16 protein-coding genes and 1 pseudogene are annotated in these 14928 nt (G+C 61.0%); 8 read left to right on the forward strand and 9 right to left on the reverse strand.

Annotated elements, in window-relative coordinates:
- Positions 1-92 precede the first annotated feature (92 nt).
- Complete coding sequence (locus P73_RS13960; RefSeq protein WP_082033241.1) at positions 93-1190, forward strand: AAA family ATPase; 1098 nt, start codon at positions 93-95, stop codon at positions 1188-1190.
- A complete protein-coding gene (locus P73_RS13965; protein ID WP_043870040.1) occupies positions 1183-3684 on the forward strand; it encodes a S8 family peptidase in 2502 nt (833 codons plus the stop codon). The genes P73_RS13960 and P73_RS13965 overlap by 8 nt, the downstream gene beginning before the upstream one ends.
- Positions 3685-4301: 617 nt before the next feature.
- Here the strand turns inward: P73_RS13965 and P73_RS13970 are convergent.
- Positions 4302-4565, reverse strand: a complete 264-nt coding sequence (locus P73_RS13970; protein ID WP_043870041.1) for a DUF982 domain-containing protein — start codon at positions 4563-4565, stop codon at positions 4302-4304.
- A gap of 747 nt (positions 4566-5312) precedes the next feature.
- On the opposite strand from P73_RS13970, the gene P73_RS13975 reads away from it, so the two are divergent.
- The 6 genes and pseudogenes from P73_RS13975 to P73_RS25055 all read left to right on the forward strand — a co-directional run.
- Positions 5313-5507: a hypothetical protein gene (locus P73_RS13975; protein ID WP_043870042.1), complete on the forward strand. Its 195-nt coding sequence runs from the start codon at positions 5313-5315 to the stop codon at positions 5505-5507.
- Between the two features lie 57 nt (positions 5508-5564).
- Positions 5565-6386: a transglutaminase-like domain-containing protein gene (locus P73_RS13980; RefSeq protein ID WP_043870043.1), complete on the forward strand. Its 822-nt coding sequence runs from the start codon at positions 5565-5567 to the stop codon at positions 6384-6386.
- A 222-nt stretch (positions 6387-6608) separates the two neighbouring features.
- Positions 6609-6815: a cold-shock protein gene (locus tag P73_RS13985; RefSeq protein WP_043870044.1), complete on the forward strand. Its 207-nt coding sequence runs from the start codon at positions 6609-6611 to the stop codon at positions 6813-6815.
- 56 nt (positions 6816-6871) lie between these two features.
- Positions 6872-7090, forward strand: coding sequence for a hypothetical protein (locus P73_RS13990; RefSeq protein WP_043870045.1), 219 nt, complete (start codon positions 6872-6874; stop codon positions 7088-7090).
- Positions 7091-7153: 63 nt separating this feature from the next.
- Entirely contained in the window at positions 7154-7315 is a 162-nt protein-coding gene (locus P73_RS26000; protein WP_158401943.1) for a hypothetical protein, read from the forward strand.
- Positions 7316-7488: 173 nt separating this feature from the next.
- Positions 7489-7635, forward strand: a pseudogene (locus P73_RS25055) (IS481 family transposase); the annotation flags it as partial.
- A gap of 97 nt (positions 7636-7732) precedes the next feature.
- Here the strand turns inward: P73_RS25055 and P73_RS13995 are convergent.
- The 8 genes from P73_RS13995 to P73_RS14030 form a co-directional block, all read right to left on the reverse strand.
- Positions 7733-7990 carry a hypothetical protein gene (locus P73_RS13995; RefSeq protein ID WP_043870046.1) on the reverse strand — a complete coding sequence of 86 codons (258 nt, stop codon included), beginning with the start codon at positions 7988-7990 and terminating at the stop codon, positions 7733-7735.
- Positions 7991-8478: 488 nt separating this feature from the next.
- Positions 8479-9453, reverse strand: coding sequence for a calcium/sodium antiporter (locus tag P73_RS14000; protein WP_043871735.1), 975 nt, complete (start codon positions 9451-9453; stop codon positions 8479-8481).
- A 142-nt stretch (positions 9454-9595) separates the two neighbouring features.
- Complete coding sequence (locus P73_RS14005) at positions 9596-9919, reverse strand: YnfA family protein (protein WP_043870047.1); 324 nt, start codon at positions 9917-9919, stop codon at positions 9596-9598.
- Positions 9920-10116: 197 nt separating this feature from the next.
- Positions 10117-10422, reverse strand: coding sequence for a hypothetical protein (locus P73_RS14010; RefSeq protein WP_043871736.1), 306 nt, complete (start codon positions 10420-10422; stop codon positions 10117-10119).
- A 97-nt stretch (positions 10423-10519) separates the two neighbouring features.
- Positions 10520-12646, reverse strand: a complete 2127-nt coding sequence (locus P73_RS14015) for a ParB/RepB/Spo0J family partition protein (protein WP_043870048.1) — start codon at positions 12644-12646, stop codon at positions 10520-10522.
- A 116-nt stretch (positions 12647-12762) separates the two neighbouring features.
- Positions 12763-13251: a RadC family protein gene (gene radC, locus P73_RS14020; protein WP_052453279.1), complete on the reverse strand. Its 489-nt coding sequence runs from the start codon at positions 13249-13251 to the stop codon at positions 12763-12765.
- 110 nt (positions 13252-13361) lie between these two features.
- Complete coding sequence (locus tag P73_RS14025; RefSeq protein ID WP_043870049.1) at positions 13362-13757, reverse strand: DUF2958 domain-containing protein; 396 nt, start codon at positions 13755-13757, stop codon at positions 13362-13364.
- Complete coding sequence (locus tag P73_RS14030) at positions 13754-14716, reverse strand: ArdC family protein (protein WP_043870050.1); 963 nt, start codon at positions 14714-14716, stop codon at positions 13754-13756. Before P73_RS14030 ends, P73_RS14025 begins: the two co-directional genes overlap by 4 nt.
- Positions 14717-14928: the final 212 nt, after the last annotated feature.

A 14928-nucleotide genomic window follows, 5' to 3' on the forward strand; every position in this document is an offset into this window, starting at 1 on the left:
GGCCAGGTCACAGCGCTCGAATGATCTGAATACAGAGCGATCCGCCGGGCAAAGCCCCGCAACGCGCACCTGCGGGCACAACAAATATGCCCATGTGCGACTTGTTTCGATCACGCCGATCTTTCCAAAACCGCGAGATTCAATTAGGATTCGACGAAAAGACAGACGACTGGGGCGACGCGGTGTCAAATGCAAAACAGATACTGGCGATGCTCAGAAGCCAGGCGGAAGGCGATGAAGAACAGTTCTTCTCCATCGCGCTTCAGGTTGCGGCTGGTGAAGCCCGCCAGGGACACCGTGCGACCGCAGAGGATATCCGTGCGGCAGTAGATGCCGCACGTTCACAGCGCGGGACGCGGGCGTCTGTCCCGATCGCCTTTTCTCGGCCACGTGGAGACCTCGACAGCCTTCTCGATCTGCGGGACCCGCAGATCCATCTTGCCGATGTGGTGCTGAATGCAGATGTGAAAGGTCATCTCGAAGCGGTTGTGCTTCAGCAACAGCGTCGGGATTGGCTCCGGGAACATGGGAAGACACCGAGCCGCCGCCTCCTCTTTGCCGGACCTCCCGGATCGGGGAAGACGATGACCGCCGAGGCGCTCGCGGGCGAACTCCATCTTCCTCTGTTCGTGATCCGTCTCGAAACCCTGATCACGCGCTTTATGGGGGAAACGGCCGCCAAACTGCGTCTTGTTTTCGACGAAGCGCAGAAGCGCAGAGGTGTTTATCTCTTTGATGAATTCGATGCCGTAGGCAGCAACAGGTTGGCGACGAATGATGTCGCAGAAATGCGGCGGGTACTGAACAGCTTCCTGCAGTTCATGGAAGAGCCTTCTGCGACCGACAGTGTTCTGGTGGCTGCCACGAACCATCCCTCTCTTCTCGACCGCGCGCTACTACGGCGCTTCGATGAAGTTCTGCAGTTCGAGATGCCATCAGCAGATGAAGTGCGCGCCATTATCAAGGCCCATCTGTCGCCGATGAAATATCCCAAGATCAATTGGAAAACCATTGTTGCCGCGGCCACCTGCCTCAGTCAGGCGGAGATTGTCCATGCGGCAGAAGAGGCTGTGAAAGCCGCAATCCTTTCAGAACGAAATCAGATTTCCACCGCCGATCTGACGCGCGAGCTTCGCAAACGCCAGGCCATGAGAACGGTGTTCTCTGAAGAACAGGGGCACATTGGCTGAGTACGAGCACCGACATATCGACCTGAGCGGTCTTTCGACTATCCGCAATTACAAGTCCCCAGGCAGTAACGCCCGCCAACGGCCGCTTCAGCGTATCCGTGAGGAACATGGCCAGCGCATTGTCGGCGAACTGGAATCCGCCTTCGAGGCGTCTGATCTCGGACGAGAGGATTTGGGGGCACCCGAGGGAACTCCAGCATCCGACGGCGTCTACCTTGAGGTGGAGCTCGCGCCCTCTGTGGGACCAACCACGCTGGAGAAGACGCGCGAGGGGACACGCCAGGGCGCCGTCACACTTTCCGAAACAGGCGCCCGTCGCATCGCCCTCTTCGTCCCCGACGAAACCAGAGATGTCTTTGAGGCGGTTTTCAGGGATTACGCCTTTACGGAAGTTGACGAAGGTGCCGAGGCCCCGAAGAAGTCCCGCGTCGAGCCTGTCGAGCATATCCGCGCCGCGCGCTTGCGAACGTTCTGGCGCGACGATCCCCTGGCTCTGCCCGATGATCCGCAGGCGGAAATGTGGTGGGCCTTGTGGTGTTTTGCCGACCGCCTCGAACGTGTTGAGACCAGCGCTCAGCGGCTCGGCCTGACCGTCGGGGGAGAAGACAGCTGGCTGCACTTCCCCGAAGTCGTGGTTCTTCCAGTGCATGGGCGCAGAGCAGCGATCGAGATGCTGCTGTTTTCAACGGGAGGCATTTCCGAGATCCGGCGAGCGAGTGATACGCCGACAGTATTCACGGATGAACTCGAGGAGATGGCGAACGCGTTCGTGGATGATCTGGCCGAAAGGATCACCTGGCCAGGCCGCGACGTGCCCGCGGTTTGCCTCCTTGATACGGGTGTGAACCGCGGCCATCCGCTGATTGAACCTGCCCTGGCTCCCGGTGACATGCACGCTGTGCATGCTGATTGGGGGGTGGATGATGATAGTCCCAGCGGGCATGGATCCGGAATGGCCGGGCTGGCGCTCCACGGCGACCTGACAATGCCGTTGGGAGATGCGTCGCGTCCAATGCTTGCGCATCGCCTCGAGTCCGTCAAAATCCTTCCGCCGGACGGATTCGAGCAAAATGATCCCGGCTCCTATGGTGCGATCACAACCTCCGCCAGCTCGCTTCCGGAGATATCGGCTGCCGAGCGGCCGAGGGTCTTTTGCATGGCCGTGACGAATGAAAACCGGTCGGGAGCGGAGCCAACGGCTTGGAGCTCTGCTCTCGACCAGATCTCGGCGGGCGTGGACGCAATCGAGGAAGGCCCGGACCATATTCGGCGCCTTTTCGTCCAGGCGATCGGCAACATCGCGGACAGCTCGCGCGCCGAGGACATTGCCGATGGCGACGCGTTTCCGGGAGAAGATCCTGCACAGGCATGGAATGTCCTGACGGTCGGCGGCACAACTCTGAAATCAGAAATCGCAGAGGCCGGTTACCGAGACTGGCGCGGATGGTCACCTCCCGGGGACCGCAGCCCCTACAGTCGGACGAGCGCGCTATGGCGCGCGGGGCAGTCGCCGATCAAGCCGGAGATCGTCTTTGAAGCTGGAAACCGCGCGCTGAGCAGATCGGGGTTCGAAGCACTGTCGGGCCTCCCTTCCCTCTCGGTGCTCACCACGGCGAAATCGATCGCTCCGCATCCGGTGACACCGTTCTGGGCAACCAGCGCAGCGACAGCGCAAGCGGCACGGCTTACGACGCGGATCATGGCTGAGCACCCGGAGTATTGGCCAGAGACCATCCGCGCCCTGACCGTGCACAGCGCCCGGTGGACGCCGCATATGCTTGCGGAATTCAACGCGACCGCGTCAAAGTCGGACAGAAAGGCGCTCGCAAGAAAATACGGATACGGGGTACCGGATGTTCGGCGCGCCCTTGCTTCGGCCCGCGATGATCTTGCGTTGGTCGCCGAGCAATATATCCAACCGTTCCGGGTCGAGAATGGCAGCGTGCGCTTCTCGGATGCTCATGTCTACCGCCTGCCCTGGCCCCGACAAGTCCTTGAGGATTTGGGCGACCAGCCTGTGCGCCTCAAGGTGACGCTCTCATATTTTGTAGAGCCGAACCCAAGCTTTGCAAGCGCGATTGATCCTGCCCGATATCAGTCTTTTGGGTTGCGCTTCGACCTCAAGCGGGCACGCGAAACCGACGGGAATTTCCTGCGCCGGGTGAACAAGGATGACCGTGGCGAAAACGACCCTCGCCCGATCAACGAGGACAACGACGGCTGGTTCTTCGGGCCGAAGTTGATCTCTGCCGGCTCCATTCACATGGATATCTGGGAGGGCAGCGCCGTCGAGCTCGTGGAACGTGATCTCCTCTATGTCTACCCGATCTCGGGCTGGTGGCGCGAAAGGCGAGCCCTGGGGCGAGCGAACAGCAAGGCCCGCTATGCGCTCGTTATCGGCATCGAAACCCCGGAGGTCGACGTCGATCTGATGACGCCCATCCAGACCGAAGTCGCGGCCTTGCTTCAGACCGGTATCGATATCGAAGTTTGATTCCTGCACGGCTCACCACCTCTCATAATTTTACCTTCCCCTTCATTGGGTGAGCTTTGGGTTTGACGAACTTCTTGGAAGGGTTCGCCTATTTGCGTTTGCCATTCGGACGCGCGATCAGTTTCTCAATTGCAGAATCAGCCATGCTTTCGCAGCCAATGGCCTCTGTGTAACGTTTCACGAGGGCCAGAGTTTTGTGGCCGGTTCCGTTCCTATCTCTTGCGCTGTGGCTCCAACCTCGCCCAAACGACGCGCGCACGCCTTCCTTAAGCCGTGGGCTAAACACTGGGGCAGCTTGGCCTCATCGGTTCTGCGTTGCATGAGATTGCCCAGTCCACCGGCGGAGCGGATGGTGCCTTTCTGCGTGGCTACAAAGGGGCCTCCTTTGATGTGAGCTAAAGCGTTTTGCTTTTTATCTGAGACAGGGAAAAAGCAAAACGCAGTGCAACATATAAGCGTTGTGAGCGCTTCGCCCTAAATCTGTGATTCAGATTTAATGCGAAACGCTTTAATGGAATGAACGGCCTTCCCACTCACCGACATTCATGAGGAGAGCAGAGAAGCTCCAGAGGCAACCAAAAGGAGACATGGGAGGGTAACTACGCAGAAAACCTTGGCTATGCGACTGTCTGCGTTGCCACCACAGGCAAGAAACCTGCGGTTTTCGCGGCCATCATAAACGCTTTGCGCGCCTCGCCGACAGGGGCCATGCAATCCATTGCAGCTTCAATTGTCTCCAGTGCGCGTTGCCGCGCGTCGTCTGACACGGGCCATTTGCGGTGAAGCCAGTGGCGCGCTTTTTCGATGGTGCCGAATTTCTGCACGTCGCCCTCGGGTGAAGTGACGAGCGACAGGGGAGTGCCCCAGTAAATTTCGATCAAGGTCTTTTTCTTTCTCGGATACAAACCGCATGACCGTAGAGACGGGATCGCGGTTTCGGGCAGCGCGTGGCATGCGGCCAACGGCATCTGCCCTTTTGGGTGACTTGGTTCAGATGAACTCAAGAGAAATGACCGGACGTGGCGCGGCGCAGGTGAATGTCTCCACCATGCATCTTCGTCGCACAGGCTTATTGCACCGTACTGCGGACCCTTCGTCCTGGTCAGGTGATGAATTTTGCGACTGAAAAAACAACCGCGTCGTCTGTCTCGCGCGGATTGCGGCGGGGCAGAGACACATCTGCGGACCATTTTGTGAATGCGCCACGGGCCAGACGTATGATCCATAGATAGATACTCTGTCGCCGAAATACGAGGCATTTTTCTGAGAAAGCCTCGAAACCCGCCTTAGCTATGGAAAACAATCACTATTATTTTCTGAAACTCGGGCAAGCGAGGCCGCGTCTTGCCATCCGACGGTGACGGTGGGGACAAGTTGCACCGCTCGCATGTCATTTCACTGGTAATGCGGTGCGCGATCCCCCATATCTTTTGAGGTTACAAGGAAATTCTCACAGGCGGGCGACGACCCGCGCCATCGCTGCGGTGCGCAATTTGCCCCCAGTTTCTCCTCGTATCCGGACGACACACCAAACGAACTGGTCCCAAGTTGCCGATCCCGAGGAGGCTGCCACATGTCTGTGGCGTCTTTCCCGCATCCGCAGGTTGCTCCCGCAAAGGACACTCGACATGACAAAACACATTGGTCACAGCACCGAAACCGACGCCGAGAAAACACCCATCACACAAAAGCCCCAGATCAAGACCATCAAGCCGACCACTGGCGAGGCGCCGAAACCGCGTCGCTCGATTTTCGATGCGTCGTATGCCCCCATCGGCTCCGAATTGCGCAAGGCGTGGTCGCGCCATAATCGCAAATCATGAGACCACCGAAGGTGCCCCGGCATCCGGAAGCTGGACGAAACAAACAGGAAACGCGCCATGACCCCACCTGATCTTCGCATCAAACTCGGCTGCCGTTTCCAGTTCGAGCTGCCGCAACCGACCCCGATGATCGCGCTTTTGAACGTACATTTCTCACGGGTCAGCGATCTGGAATACCCGGATCACCTCACCACCACGCCCCGCGTGCCGATGAGCGGCTATCGTGACGGGTTCGGCAATTGGTGCACGCGGCTGATCGCGCCACAAGGGCGCTTCACCGTCGAGACACAAACGATCATCCGGGATACAGGCCTGCCCGACGCGCGCCCCGAAATCGGCGCACAGGCCCCGGTTGAGGCCCTACCGGACGAGGTGCTCGTCTATCTTTTGGGCAGCCGGTATTGCGACACCGACACGCTATCCGACACGGCTTGGCTGTTGTTTCAAAACACGGCCCCCGGATTGGCTCGGGTGCAGGCGATCTGCGATTTCGTGCATGGACATATCCGTTTCGATTACCTTGCTGCGGATGCCACCCGCAGCGCCGCGCAGGCCTATCGCGAGGCGCAGGGCGTCTGTCGCGATTACGCGCATCTGGCGATCACCTTTTGCCGCTGCATGAACATTCCCTCGCGCTATTGCACCGGCTATCTGGGCGACATCGGCATGGAGCCGCCCTATCCGCCGGGCGATTTCGCTGCCTGGATGGAGGTCTGGCTCGATGGGCGCTGGTGGGTGTTCGATCCGCGCAACAACATGCTGCGCATTGGACGGGTTCTGGTCGCGCAAGGGCGGGATGCCGCGGACGTGCCGCTGACCCATTCTTTTGGCGAAAGCCTCCTGTCAAGTTTCGAAGTCTGGAGCGATCAGATCACATGACCACCCACCAATTGGCGGCCCCAAAAACCGCGCCGCACCCGGACCGTCAAATCTTTTATTTCTTTTCCTTTGCTATTCGGAGCCACGTCCTGTACCCAATAGGAGCAACGTTTTTTCCATCTGCATCCTGTCTCCCTTATCGGTTCCAGTCTGCCATTTCGATCAGACTGTGCCGGGCATCCGCATTCCCGTGGGCTGCAAAATAATCAAGGAGACATCACAATGGCCAATGGCACTGTGAAATGGTTCAACCAATCTAAAGGCTTCGGCTTCATCGAACCGAAATCAGGTGGGCGCGACATTTTCGTCCACATTTCGGCTATGGAACGCGGCGGCATCGCGCATCTGGATGAAGGTCAAGACGTGACCTTCGATGTCGAAGCCGGACGCGACGGACGCGAGTCCGCGACCAATCTGGCACTCGCCTGATCTGACCGGTTTCGGACCCGGCGGTCATTGCCGGGTCCCACAACCAAGGAGGCTTCATGCCCCATAAAGACAAGGCCGCCTCCCTGTTTCGCCAAACGACGACCAAGCCGGTCACGCCGCATGACCGTACGGCTGCGGCGGCCCGCGAGATCATCGAAACAGAAGCGGCGCGACGCGCAGACCTGACGGCCAGCCTCAAGGCCGCACGACTGTCGCGCGACGCAGGCAAGGTCGCGCCTGACGGTCCGCCTGCCTCCGACAAGAAAAACACTTGAGCCGATTTCATGGGCTCAAGATGAAATTCCGGGATGTTTCCGGAATACGATGGAGGGCCAAACATGACACTCAAAAAGACCCCCGCAGGTGAGACCCCTGCGATGATGACCATTACTCAAAAGAAGAAGAAATCCGACCTCGGTTGGCATCATTTCTTTGAGCGCCTTGCGACAGAAAAGACTTTGGACACACGACAAGCCTTGCCGCAAAACGTCCAGGAATGACGTCATCTCTCTATAACGTATGGAAGATGGCGTTTTCGGTGGACCGACTGAGCGCGGTCAGGCTCCAATAGAGCCGATCAGCGTTCGTTGATGCACCACCGGAAGGTGAAGCGGCAGAGCATCGTCTCTGCCGCTTTGCTTTTACAAACCGCGTTTCATGATTCCAAGCTTTCCAATTCCAATATACCGCCATTGATAATGCTACGAGGGTTCGCGCACTCAAAGTCTACGAGAAACACACTCAGACCAATGCAATCAACTTCGTGAACAACGTCATTGAAAAGTTCCCATTCCGCATCCGCGAGATCAGGATGGATAACGTCCTATGTCGGAAAATTCTGGCCGCTTAGGTCAGCAAGTCGTTTGGAATCCGGCTGACCGGGTACCTTTATAATGTTGCCCAGACGGGCTCTGCCGTCAAGAAATGATCTCTTCCATAGCAAACACAGGGTAAGGGGGACAACCTTGTCCCCTTCGCGGCGCCGATCCGTGGCCCGCTGCATAGCCGCCTTTGTCGGGCGGTAGCGCGATAATTTCCCCTTGTTGGCCCCACGCTCCATGGGCCAGTGCGAGGTAGAGCGCCACGCGCAGGGCGTTGTCGTCCAACTCGTGGTCAGTGACCATCTCAAGCAAGTATTGCAGCTTGACCTTGCAGAAGGGCAAAGGCTCAGACATTGCCCCCTCCCGAAATTGCGATCAGGCTCGCGATCTGGTATTCAGTTCGTGCAAACTTTACGATTTGGCCGTTGACGCGGCTGCCAGCTCTGTCAGCGGCCTTTCGATTTTTAGCCCCCAGAAATGGTTCGCCAGAGGCTCAAAAAAACACAATTAAATTAAAAGGTTGGGTTTTCTGTCTCGTCAGCTCAAACTATTTAATTTCCTCACCCCTCGCAGTCCTCTCCCGACTGGGATGACACACTGCCCGCTTCGTGCGGGAGTGGGTTTTGGCCGGCATTGGGGAAGACCAAATTTTGTCTCCGTTTCCGGCTTCTGACCGCGTGCGATTAGGGGATGCCACCCTTCCTGCTTGAAGACGCGCATGAGGGCGCCGACCCCTCTTCGGAACTTCAGGTTTGCGATAGGGCAACCCCAGCTTGAGCTGACAGGACTGCCGTGCCATTGCTGAAACTCAGCCGAAATCTGACGGCGGGGCGGTACCTGCGTCACGGCCAAAGCATCCAGAGGTAGGCGACATATCCGGTTACAAGAACCGCGCCCTCACGCCGACCGATCCTCAGGCCGGTAGCGGCAAACAGCACCAACAGAAGTGACACCGCCACCATCACGGGCGCGTCGAACCCTGCGATTTCGGATGGGACCTGTGACGGGGCGATAAGGGCGGTCGTTCCCCCGATCCCGAGAATGTTGTAAATGTTCGACCCGACCACGTTGCCGAACGCCACATCCCCATGGCGTTTCAAGGCGGCGATGACCGACGTGATCAGCTCCGGCATGGAGGTGCCGACCGCCACGATGGTCAATCCAATCACCGTCTCGGAGACCCCGAACCCGCGCGCCAGCGCCACAGCTCCGCTCACAAGGAAAGATCCGCCAGCGACCACAAGTATCAAGCCGGCAAGGGCAATAAGAATGGGGACGGCGAGACGCTTCACCGCATGAGGCGGGGCGAGTCCCGGGTCGACCTCTGCCAGCGCCAGGCTCTTGTCGTGCAGGGCTCCTCCATCAGCCGCGCCCCTTTCCTGATGGATCACGAACCAGATGTAACCGATCAGCACGACCACGAGCCCTGCGCCCGCCATCCGCCCCATGGGCACGGCCCAGGCGAGCACCGCAAAGCCTGCTGCGACCGCCAGCATCACGATGGCATCCCTGCGAAGCGCGGACCGCGCAACAACGATCGGACAGATGAGGGCAGACACGCCTGCGATTAGAAGGATGTTCGCGATGTTGGAGCCCACAATATTGCCGTAAGCAATGCCCGGCGATCCGTTCAACCCCGCCTGCACCGATGTCACCAGCTCTGGCATTGAGGTTCCAAAACCCACGAGCGTCAGGCCGATCACCAGTGGTGAGATCCCGATGCGCTCGGCCGCCTGTACGGCCCCGCGCACCAGTAGCTCTCCCCCGGCAACCAGCAAAATCAGACCGCCCAGCAGCGGCACCCAGGTTTCAATCATGATTGCCACTCCACGGGCTGACGTCGACACGATCCCGATTATCTGGAAGGTCGCCCCCATCGCCGCAAGGTGCTGCGAAACATATATTTTTCCCGACCGCCGACCTCGGTGTGGCGCAGCAGGGCAGGACAGGCTCAGGGCATCAGGCTGCGCGGGGACCAAGCAGGATGACGAAGGCGCCAAGGAGGCACAGACTGCCCCCGGTCAGGTCCCACAGGGTCGGTCGCTGCCCCTCCATGCTCCACATCCAGAGCAGCGACGCGATGATGTAAACCCCACCATAAGCGGCAAAGGCGCGACCCGCGGCCTCGGTATCGATCAAAGCGAGCAGCCCGCCGAAGAGGACCAAGCTGGTCACGCCCGGCACGAGCCACCAGATCGAAGCGCCGCGCCACCACGACCAGAGCGCGAAACAGCCTGCGATCTCGGCCAGGGCAGCCAGCGGGTAGATAAGAAAGGTCGTCATGCGTCATGTCTCCGATGGAAAGCACGTCTCATTGAGGGCGGATGAAGGCCCTGCTTGGACAACAGTCCAAGTTGCCTTTAAGCGCGGATCGTCCGCACCTCTGGAAAGAAATGCCGACGATCGGGCCGAGATTGCAAAACCCACCGCGCCGATAAGCCCCGGGAAACTCCTTGCATGTTTTCAACGCGACGTAAGGCTCAATCCCAAAGACCATCAGCGATCTCGCGCGCAATCATGGCCCGAGTTCTCATCATCACCTCATCGCCGCTCGTGTCGATATGACCGTAAAATCGGGCATGACCGCCATTCGCGGCCCAATCGGCGTAGCGGCAGTATTCTCGCTTTTCGAGGCGAAAGACACGCATATCTTCGGCCCAATGCGGTTTCGGCTCCACCACCACGGTGATGCCGTCGCGGGTTTCCTCCCAGGGCAGCGTGCGCTCCGAAGGCGGGTTGGCGCTGTCCTCGCGGAAGATCTGGTCAATATCGATCGTTGCAGGCATCAGGATTCTCCAAAGAAAAAGCCCGGTCACGAGGACCGGGCGCGTTTCTGAAACGGAAGAGATGTGGCGGGGCAGCCAACGCCGCCCCACCTGAAGATCATTCGGCGGCGACCATTGGCTGCTCCTCGCCCTCCGTGGCGTCTTCATCCTCGCCATTGCCGGCAAGGAATTCAGGCAGATCATCCGCCTCCGTGTCGCCCCCGGCATCCACCGCGATATCGGCATCGCGATCTACCATGCGCAGCGGCTCCGGCAACCAGCCGGTTTCGGCCAGCAGGCGCTCGGCCTCCGTGGCCATATCGCTCTTCTTCAAATGGTCGATGAGCTGGGCGGCCCGCTCGCCGGCGCCCTCACGCACCGCCTCGATGATCCGCGGCTTGGTCACGCGACCGAGATAGTTGCCGACGGTCGGCCGCCAGCCCACCGCCACCATGTCGAGGCCCGTCGCCCGCGCCAGCCGGTCGGCCTGGGACAGGCGCACATCGAGCCCGTGCTGGCTGACGCCCATGCCGCCATATGGGTTGGGCTTCTCGTGCAGCGCATTGACGCCGAAGCTGACGCAATGGGCGAGCAACTCCATCCGGGTGTCGTCGTCCTGATCGACCAGCCAGTCCCAGAGTGCCGCATCGTCGGCCGGGATATGATCGCCCCAGCGTTCGTGCCGCTCGGCGATGGCGCGCGCCGAGACGCTCTCCCCCAGGTCATCGGCCTGCGCCGGGAAATGAACCTCCCGGACATGAGCCTCGAGGCACCCCCTGGTGGACTGCGGCAGGAAGCAATCGGTGACCAGCCGATGCAGCAGCGCCGTCAGAGCCACATGCGGGTTTATCGCCACGGCGTCGCGGAGCGCCAGCGTGCGATGCGCAGTCAACTCGCTGACGAGGCGATCGGGCAGAGGCCGGATGGTTTCGACCTCATCGTCCTCCTCGGGTTCGGTCGCCGTGCAACCCACCATGATGACCGCGCGCTGCACACCACCGGACTCGCCGCCCTCGGGAGAACACCCATCGGCCCCCTGCCCTTCCTGACCTTCCACCACCTCATCGTCGGCACGGACATAGCCGCGCTCGACGGCAAGCTGGCCGTCGTGGCGGAGGCTGACGAAGACACCGGCACGGGCCATCTGGTCCGCGTCATAGCGCATCGGCCGGTTTTCGAAGGCCTCCAGTGCCTCCTCGATCTCGCCGAGACGGACATCCACCTCGTCGGGGAACTCGTCGGCCTGGGCATATTCCGCCTCCAGCCCGTAGAACTCGTCCCGCAGCTTCTCGCGCTCGGCGCGTTCCTCGTCGGTCAGGTCGATGGTGGTGCCGGTCAGGCGACGCAGGCCACTTGTATGGCCATAGGGGAAATCCGCCGCGACCTCGATCCACTTCCAGCCCTCGGCGGCGATGGTTTCTGCCTCGGTCTTCAGCTTCTCGCCCGCCAGCCGGTCGAGCAGCACCGGGTCCTGAAGCCAGCCGCCATCGTCCTGCTGGAAGAGATCGCGCAGAACATAGCCGCCCGCCGCCTCATAGGCCTCGATGCCGACGAAGAGCGTCCGCTTGTCGGAAGCGCGCACCGTGGTCTCGGTCAGCATGCGACGGATGGTGTAGGGCTCCTTCTGCCAGCCATCCTTGATCGCCTCCCAGACCTGTTCTTGGCGGGCGTGGTCGTCAGAAACGGTGAAGGCCATGAGCTGTTCCAGCGTCATGCCGTCCTCGGCATAGGTCTCGAGCAGCGCCGGCGAGACCGAGACCAGGCGCAGGCGCTGCTTCACCACCTTGGCGTCGACGAAGAAGGCCGCGGCGATTTCATCCTCGCTCATGCCCTTCTCACGAAGGACCTGGAAGGCGCGGAACTGGTCGAGCGGATGCAGTGGCGCGCGCTCGATATTCTCGGCCAGCGAAACCTCGTCGATTAGGATATCGTCTCCGGCCTCCGAGACGGTACAGGGAACCGGCGCGGTCTTGTTAAGGCGCTTCTGTTTCACCAACAGTTCCAGCGCACGATAGCGGCGGCCGCCAGCCGGCACCTCGAAGAGGCCGGTTTCCTGCCCTTCGGCGTCGAGCTCGGGCCGGACATGCAGGGACTGGATCAGCCCGCGGCGGGCGATGGACTCGGCCAGTTCCTCGACCGAGATGCCGGCCGTCACCCGCCGGACGTTGGACTGGCTGAGCACCAGCTTGTTGAAGGGGATGTCGCGCGAGGACGACATGGTGATTTTCTGCGTGGCAGTGGCCATGTCAGGGTCTCCGTGACGGACGCCGGGGAGCCTCTCTCTCCGGCAACCAGCCCGTCACGAACCCCCCACCCTCCTTTCCCTCTCATGGCCGAGCCGAGGATGATCGCGCAGACCCATCAGAGGTCGCCGCGGGCGCGCAGGATGGTCTCCCGGCCAGCCCCGGTGATGATGTGGTCGTGCAGTATCACCCCCAGGGACGCAGAGGCGTTTCGGATTTCTTTCGTCATCGCGAGGTCGGCCGCCGAGGGTTCGGGATCGCCGGCCGGATGATTGTGGACGATGATCAGCGCCGAGGCATTGAGCGACAGGCATCGCCGCAGCACCTCCCGGGGATAGACCGGGACATGATCGACTGTGCCGATGGCGAGGCATTCGTCGGAGATCAGCCGGTTCCTCCGGTCGAGATAGAGGACATGGAAGCGCTCCACATCACCTCTGATGGTGAGGGCGCAATAGTCGAGCACCGCCTGCCAGGACGACAGGACAGGGTTCTGATTGAGGTGGCGCAGCAGGATCTGCCGGGCCTCGTAGACCACGGCCTGCTCCTGGGCGGAGAACCGGAGCGGCTGCGGTTCGATGGCGGATATTCTCGTGTTTCGTGTCATGGTCCTGTTCTCCAACGGGCAGCCGGCCGGGCGCCGAGCTTTCAGCGCGTCACGAGGAGAAGCGCCGCCCTCTTCCTTCGAAGAGCGCGGCGCAGAAGCTGCAGAACCCCTCAGGAACGCCGGGGCTCCGCATCGGGGCGTGTCCCGCCTGGCAGACGGCCCGAGCGATAAAGCAGGCGTTCTGCATCGCGAATGCTGCCGGTTTCGCGGGCGGCCTTGGCCCAGACCGAGATCGGGAAGTCCCCCGTGAACAGCAGATCCCGCTCGATACCCATGCCGAAGGGCAGCCGGATCGAGCGCAGTTCGTTGAGGCTCCAGGAGCCAAGTTCGGGGTAGCCAATGTCGGCCAGGCCAAACATGATGTCACCGTCCTCGTCGAGCTCGGTCGCAAGCCAGACACCGGCGCCAAAGGGATTGAAGAACTTCACGACCGGAATGTGATCCTGATCGCGATCGCGGCCATTCGCCAGCAAGCGGTCACGCTGTGTGTCGGTCAGGAGGATCATGCCGCAGCCCTCCCTTCCGTCGGGGTCTGCCGCTCAACATCGGTGCTGTCGTCGGGCAGATGGGCCAGCAGCCAGTCGGCCGCCTTGCTGGCCTGCGAGGCGGCGCGGACGATGGCCCGCGAATCCTCGCGCATCACCTCCAGCCAGGAGCCGATGTAATCGGCGTGGCGCACAGTCGGGACGATCCCGAGCGAGGCGCAACAGAACGCGCTCGAAATCTCGGCGATCAGTTCCTCGAAGGCGTATTTCTTCGTGCCGAAGCCGCCCGAGAAATCCCGAGCCAATCGGGAGCTATGCCCCGTTGCGTGCCCGATTTCGTGCAGCGCCGTGCGGTGCCAGTTAATCGGCTCGAAATACGCTTGCGGAGGTGGCACCTGTACATAATCCTGCGATGGGACATAAAAGGCGCGGTTGCCGCCGATCCGAAAGTCGATGCCGGTCGCCCCGATCAGCGCTTCGACCCGCGGCTCGATCAGCCCGGGGGGTGGCGGCGGCGCCTCAACGGCGATGTCGTCGGGCAGCCCCTCGCATTGCGCCGCATTGAACACGGTAAAGCGCTTCAGGAACGGGATGCTGTTTGCATCTTCTCCGGTCTCCCGCGCGCGGCGCTTCTCGTCTTCAGGCGTGAAACGGTCGGCATAGACGACGGTCGTGCCCCGCTCGCCCTTGCGGACATTGCCGCCGAGCGACAGCGCCTGGCGGAAGGTCAGCCACTGCTGGGTTGGATAGCCCTGCTGGATGACGGCACCCCAGAGGATCAGGACGTTGATCCCGGAATATTGCCAACCCGTGCTGGCGTTGCGCGGCATGGCGAGCGGCGCCTGCGCCGCCGCCGTTCCCCAGGGCTGGGCCCAGGGCAGCCGGCCCTCCTCCAGCTCGGCGATGATCTTGTCGGTAATGTCGTCATAAAGGTTCGTGCGCGGGCCGCTTTTGCGGGCTGCGCGATGCTCTCTGGCCATCGGAATGATCTCCGCGACGGGCGCCGGAGGCCTCTCCTCCAGTCCTCAACCCGTCACGGAAAACCCGCCCGCACTCTCACTCTCAGGGGGCGTTGCGGGGCCTCCCCACTGATGGGGGTGCGTCGGCAACGCCAGTGCCGACCAAGGGGAAGGCTTTCCCCTCCCGGTTGGTCATAGTATCCCTTCACACACTTCAGGTGCCCCCCGATCCA

The sequence above is a fragment of the Celeribacter indicus genome, from assembly GCF_000819565.1.
Lineage (GTDB): Bacteria > Pseudomonadota > Alphaproteobacteria > Rhodobacterales > Rhodobacteraceae > Celeribacter > Celeribacter indicus.

Bases quoted from the DNA above. Each gene is read 5' to 3' on its own strand.
- P73_RS13960 (WP_082033241.1), top strand. From the start codon at position 93: ATGTGCGACTTGTTTCGATCACGCCGATCTTTCCAAAACCGCGAGATT.
- P73_RS13975 (WP_043870042.1), top strand. From the start codon at position 5,313: ATGACAAAACACATTGGTCACAGCACCGAAACCGACGCCGAGAAAACA.
- P73_RS13980 (WP_043870043.1), top strand. From the start codon at position 5,565: ATGACCCCACCTGATCTTCGCATCAAACTCGGCTGCCGTTTCCAGTTC.
- P73_RS13985 (WP_043870044.1), top strand. From the start codon at position 6,609: ATGGCCAATGGCACTGTGAAATGGTTCAACCAATCTAAAGGCTTCGGC.
- P73_RS13990 (WP_043870045.1), top strand. From the start codon at position 6,872: ATGCCCCATAAAGACAAGGCCGCCTCCCTGTTTCGCCAAACGACGACC.
- P73_RS26000 (WP_158401943.1), top strand. From the start codon at position 7,154: ATGACACTCAAAAAGACCCCCGCAGGTGAGACCCCTGCGATGATGACC.
- P73_RS13995 (WP_043870046.1), bottom strand. From the start codon at position 7,990: ATGTCTGAGCCTTTGCCCTTCTGCAAGGTCAAGCTGCAATACTTGCTT.
- P73_RS14000 (WP_043871735.1), bottom strand. From the start codon at position 9,453: ATGATTGAAACCTGGGTGCCGCTGCTGGGCGGTCTGATTTTGCTGGTT.
- P73_RS14005 (WP_043870047.1), bottom strand. From the start codon at position 9,919: ATGACGACCTTTCTTATCTACCCGCTGGCTGCCCTGGCCGAGATCGCA.
- P73_RS14010 (WP_043871736.1), bottom strand. From the start codon at position 10,422: ATGCCTGCAACGATCGATATTGACCAGATCTTCCGCGAGGACAGCGCC.
- P73_RS14015 (WP_043870048.1), bottom strand. From the start codon at position 12,646: ATGGCCACTGCCACGCAGAAAATCACCATGTCGTCCTCGCGCGACATC.
- radC (WP_052453279.1), bottom strand. From the start codon at position 13,251: ATGACACGAAACACGAGAATATCCGCCATCGAACCGCAGCCGCTCCGG.
- P73_RS14025 (WP_043870049.1), bottom strand. From the start codon at position 13,757: ATGATCCTCCTGACCGACACACAGCGTGACCGCTTGCTGGCGAATGGC.
- P73_RS14030 (WP_043870050.1), bottom strand. From the start codon at position 14,716: ATGGCCAGAGAGCATCGCGCAGCCCGCAAAAGCGGCCCGCGCACGAAC.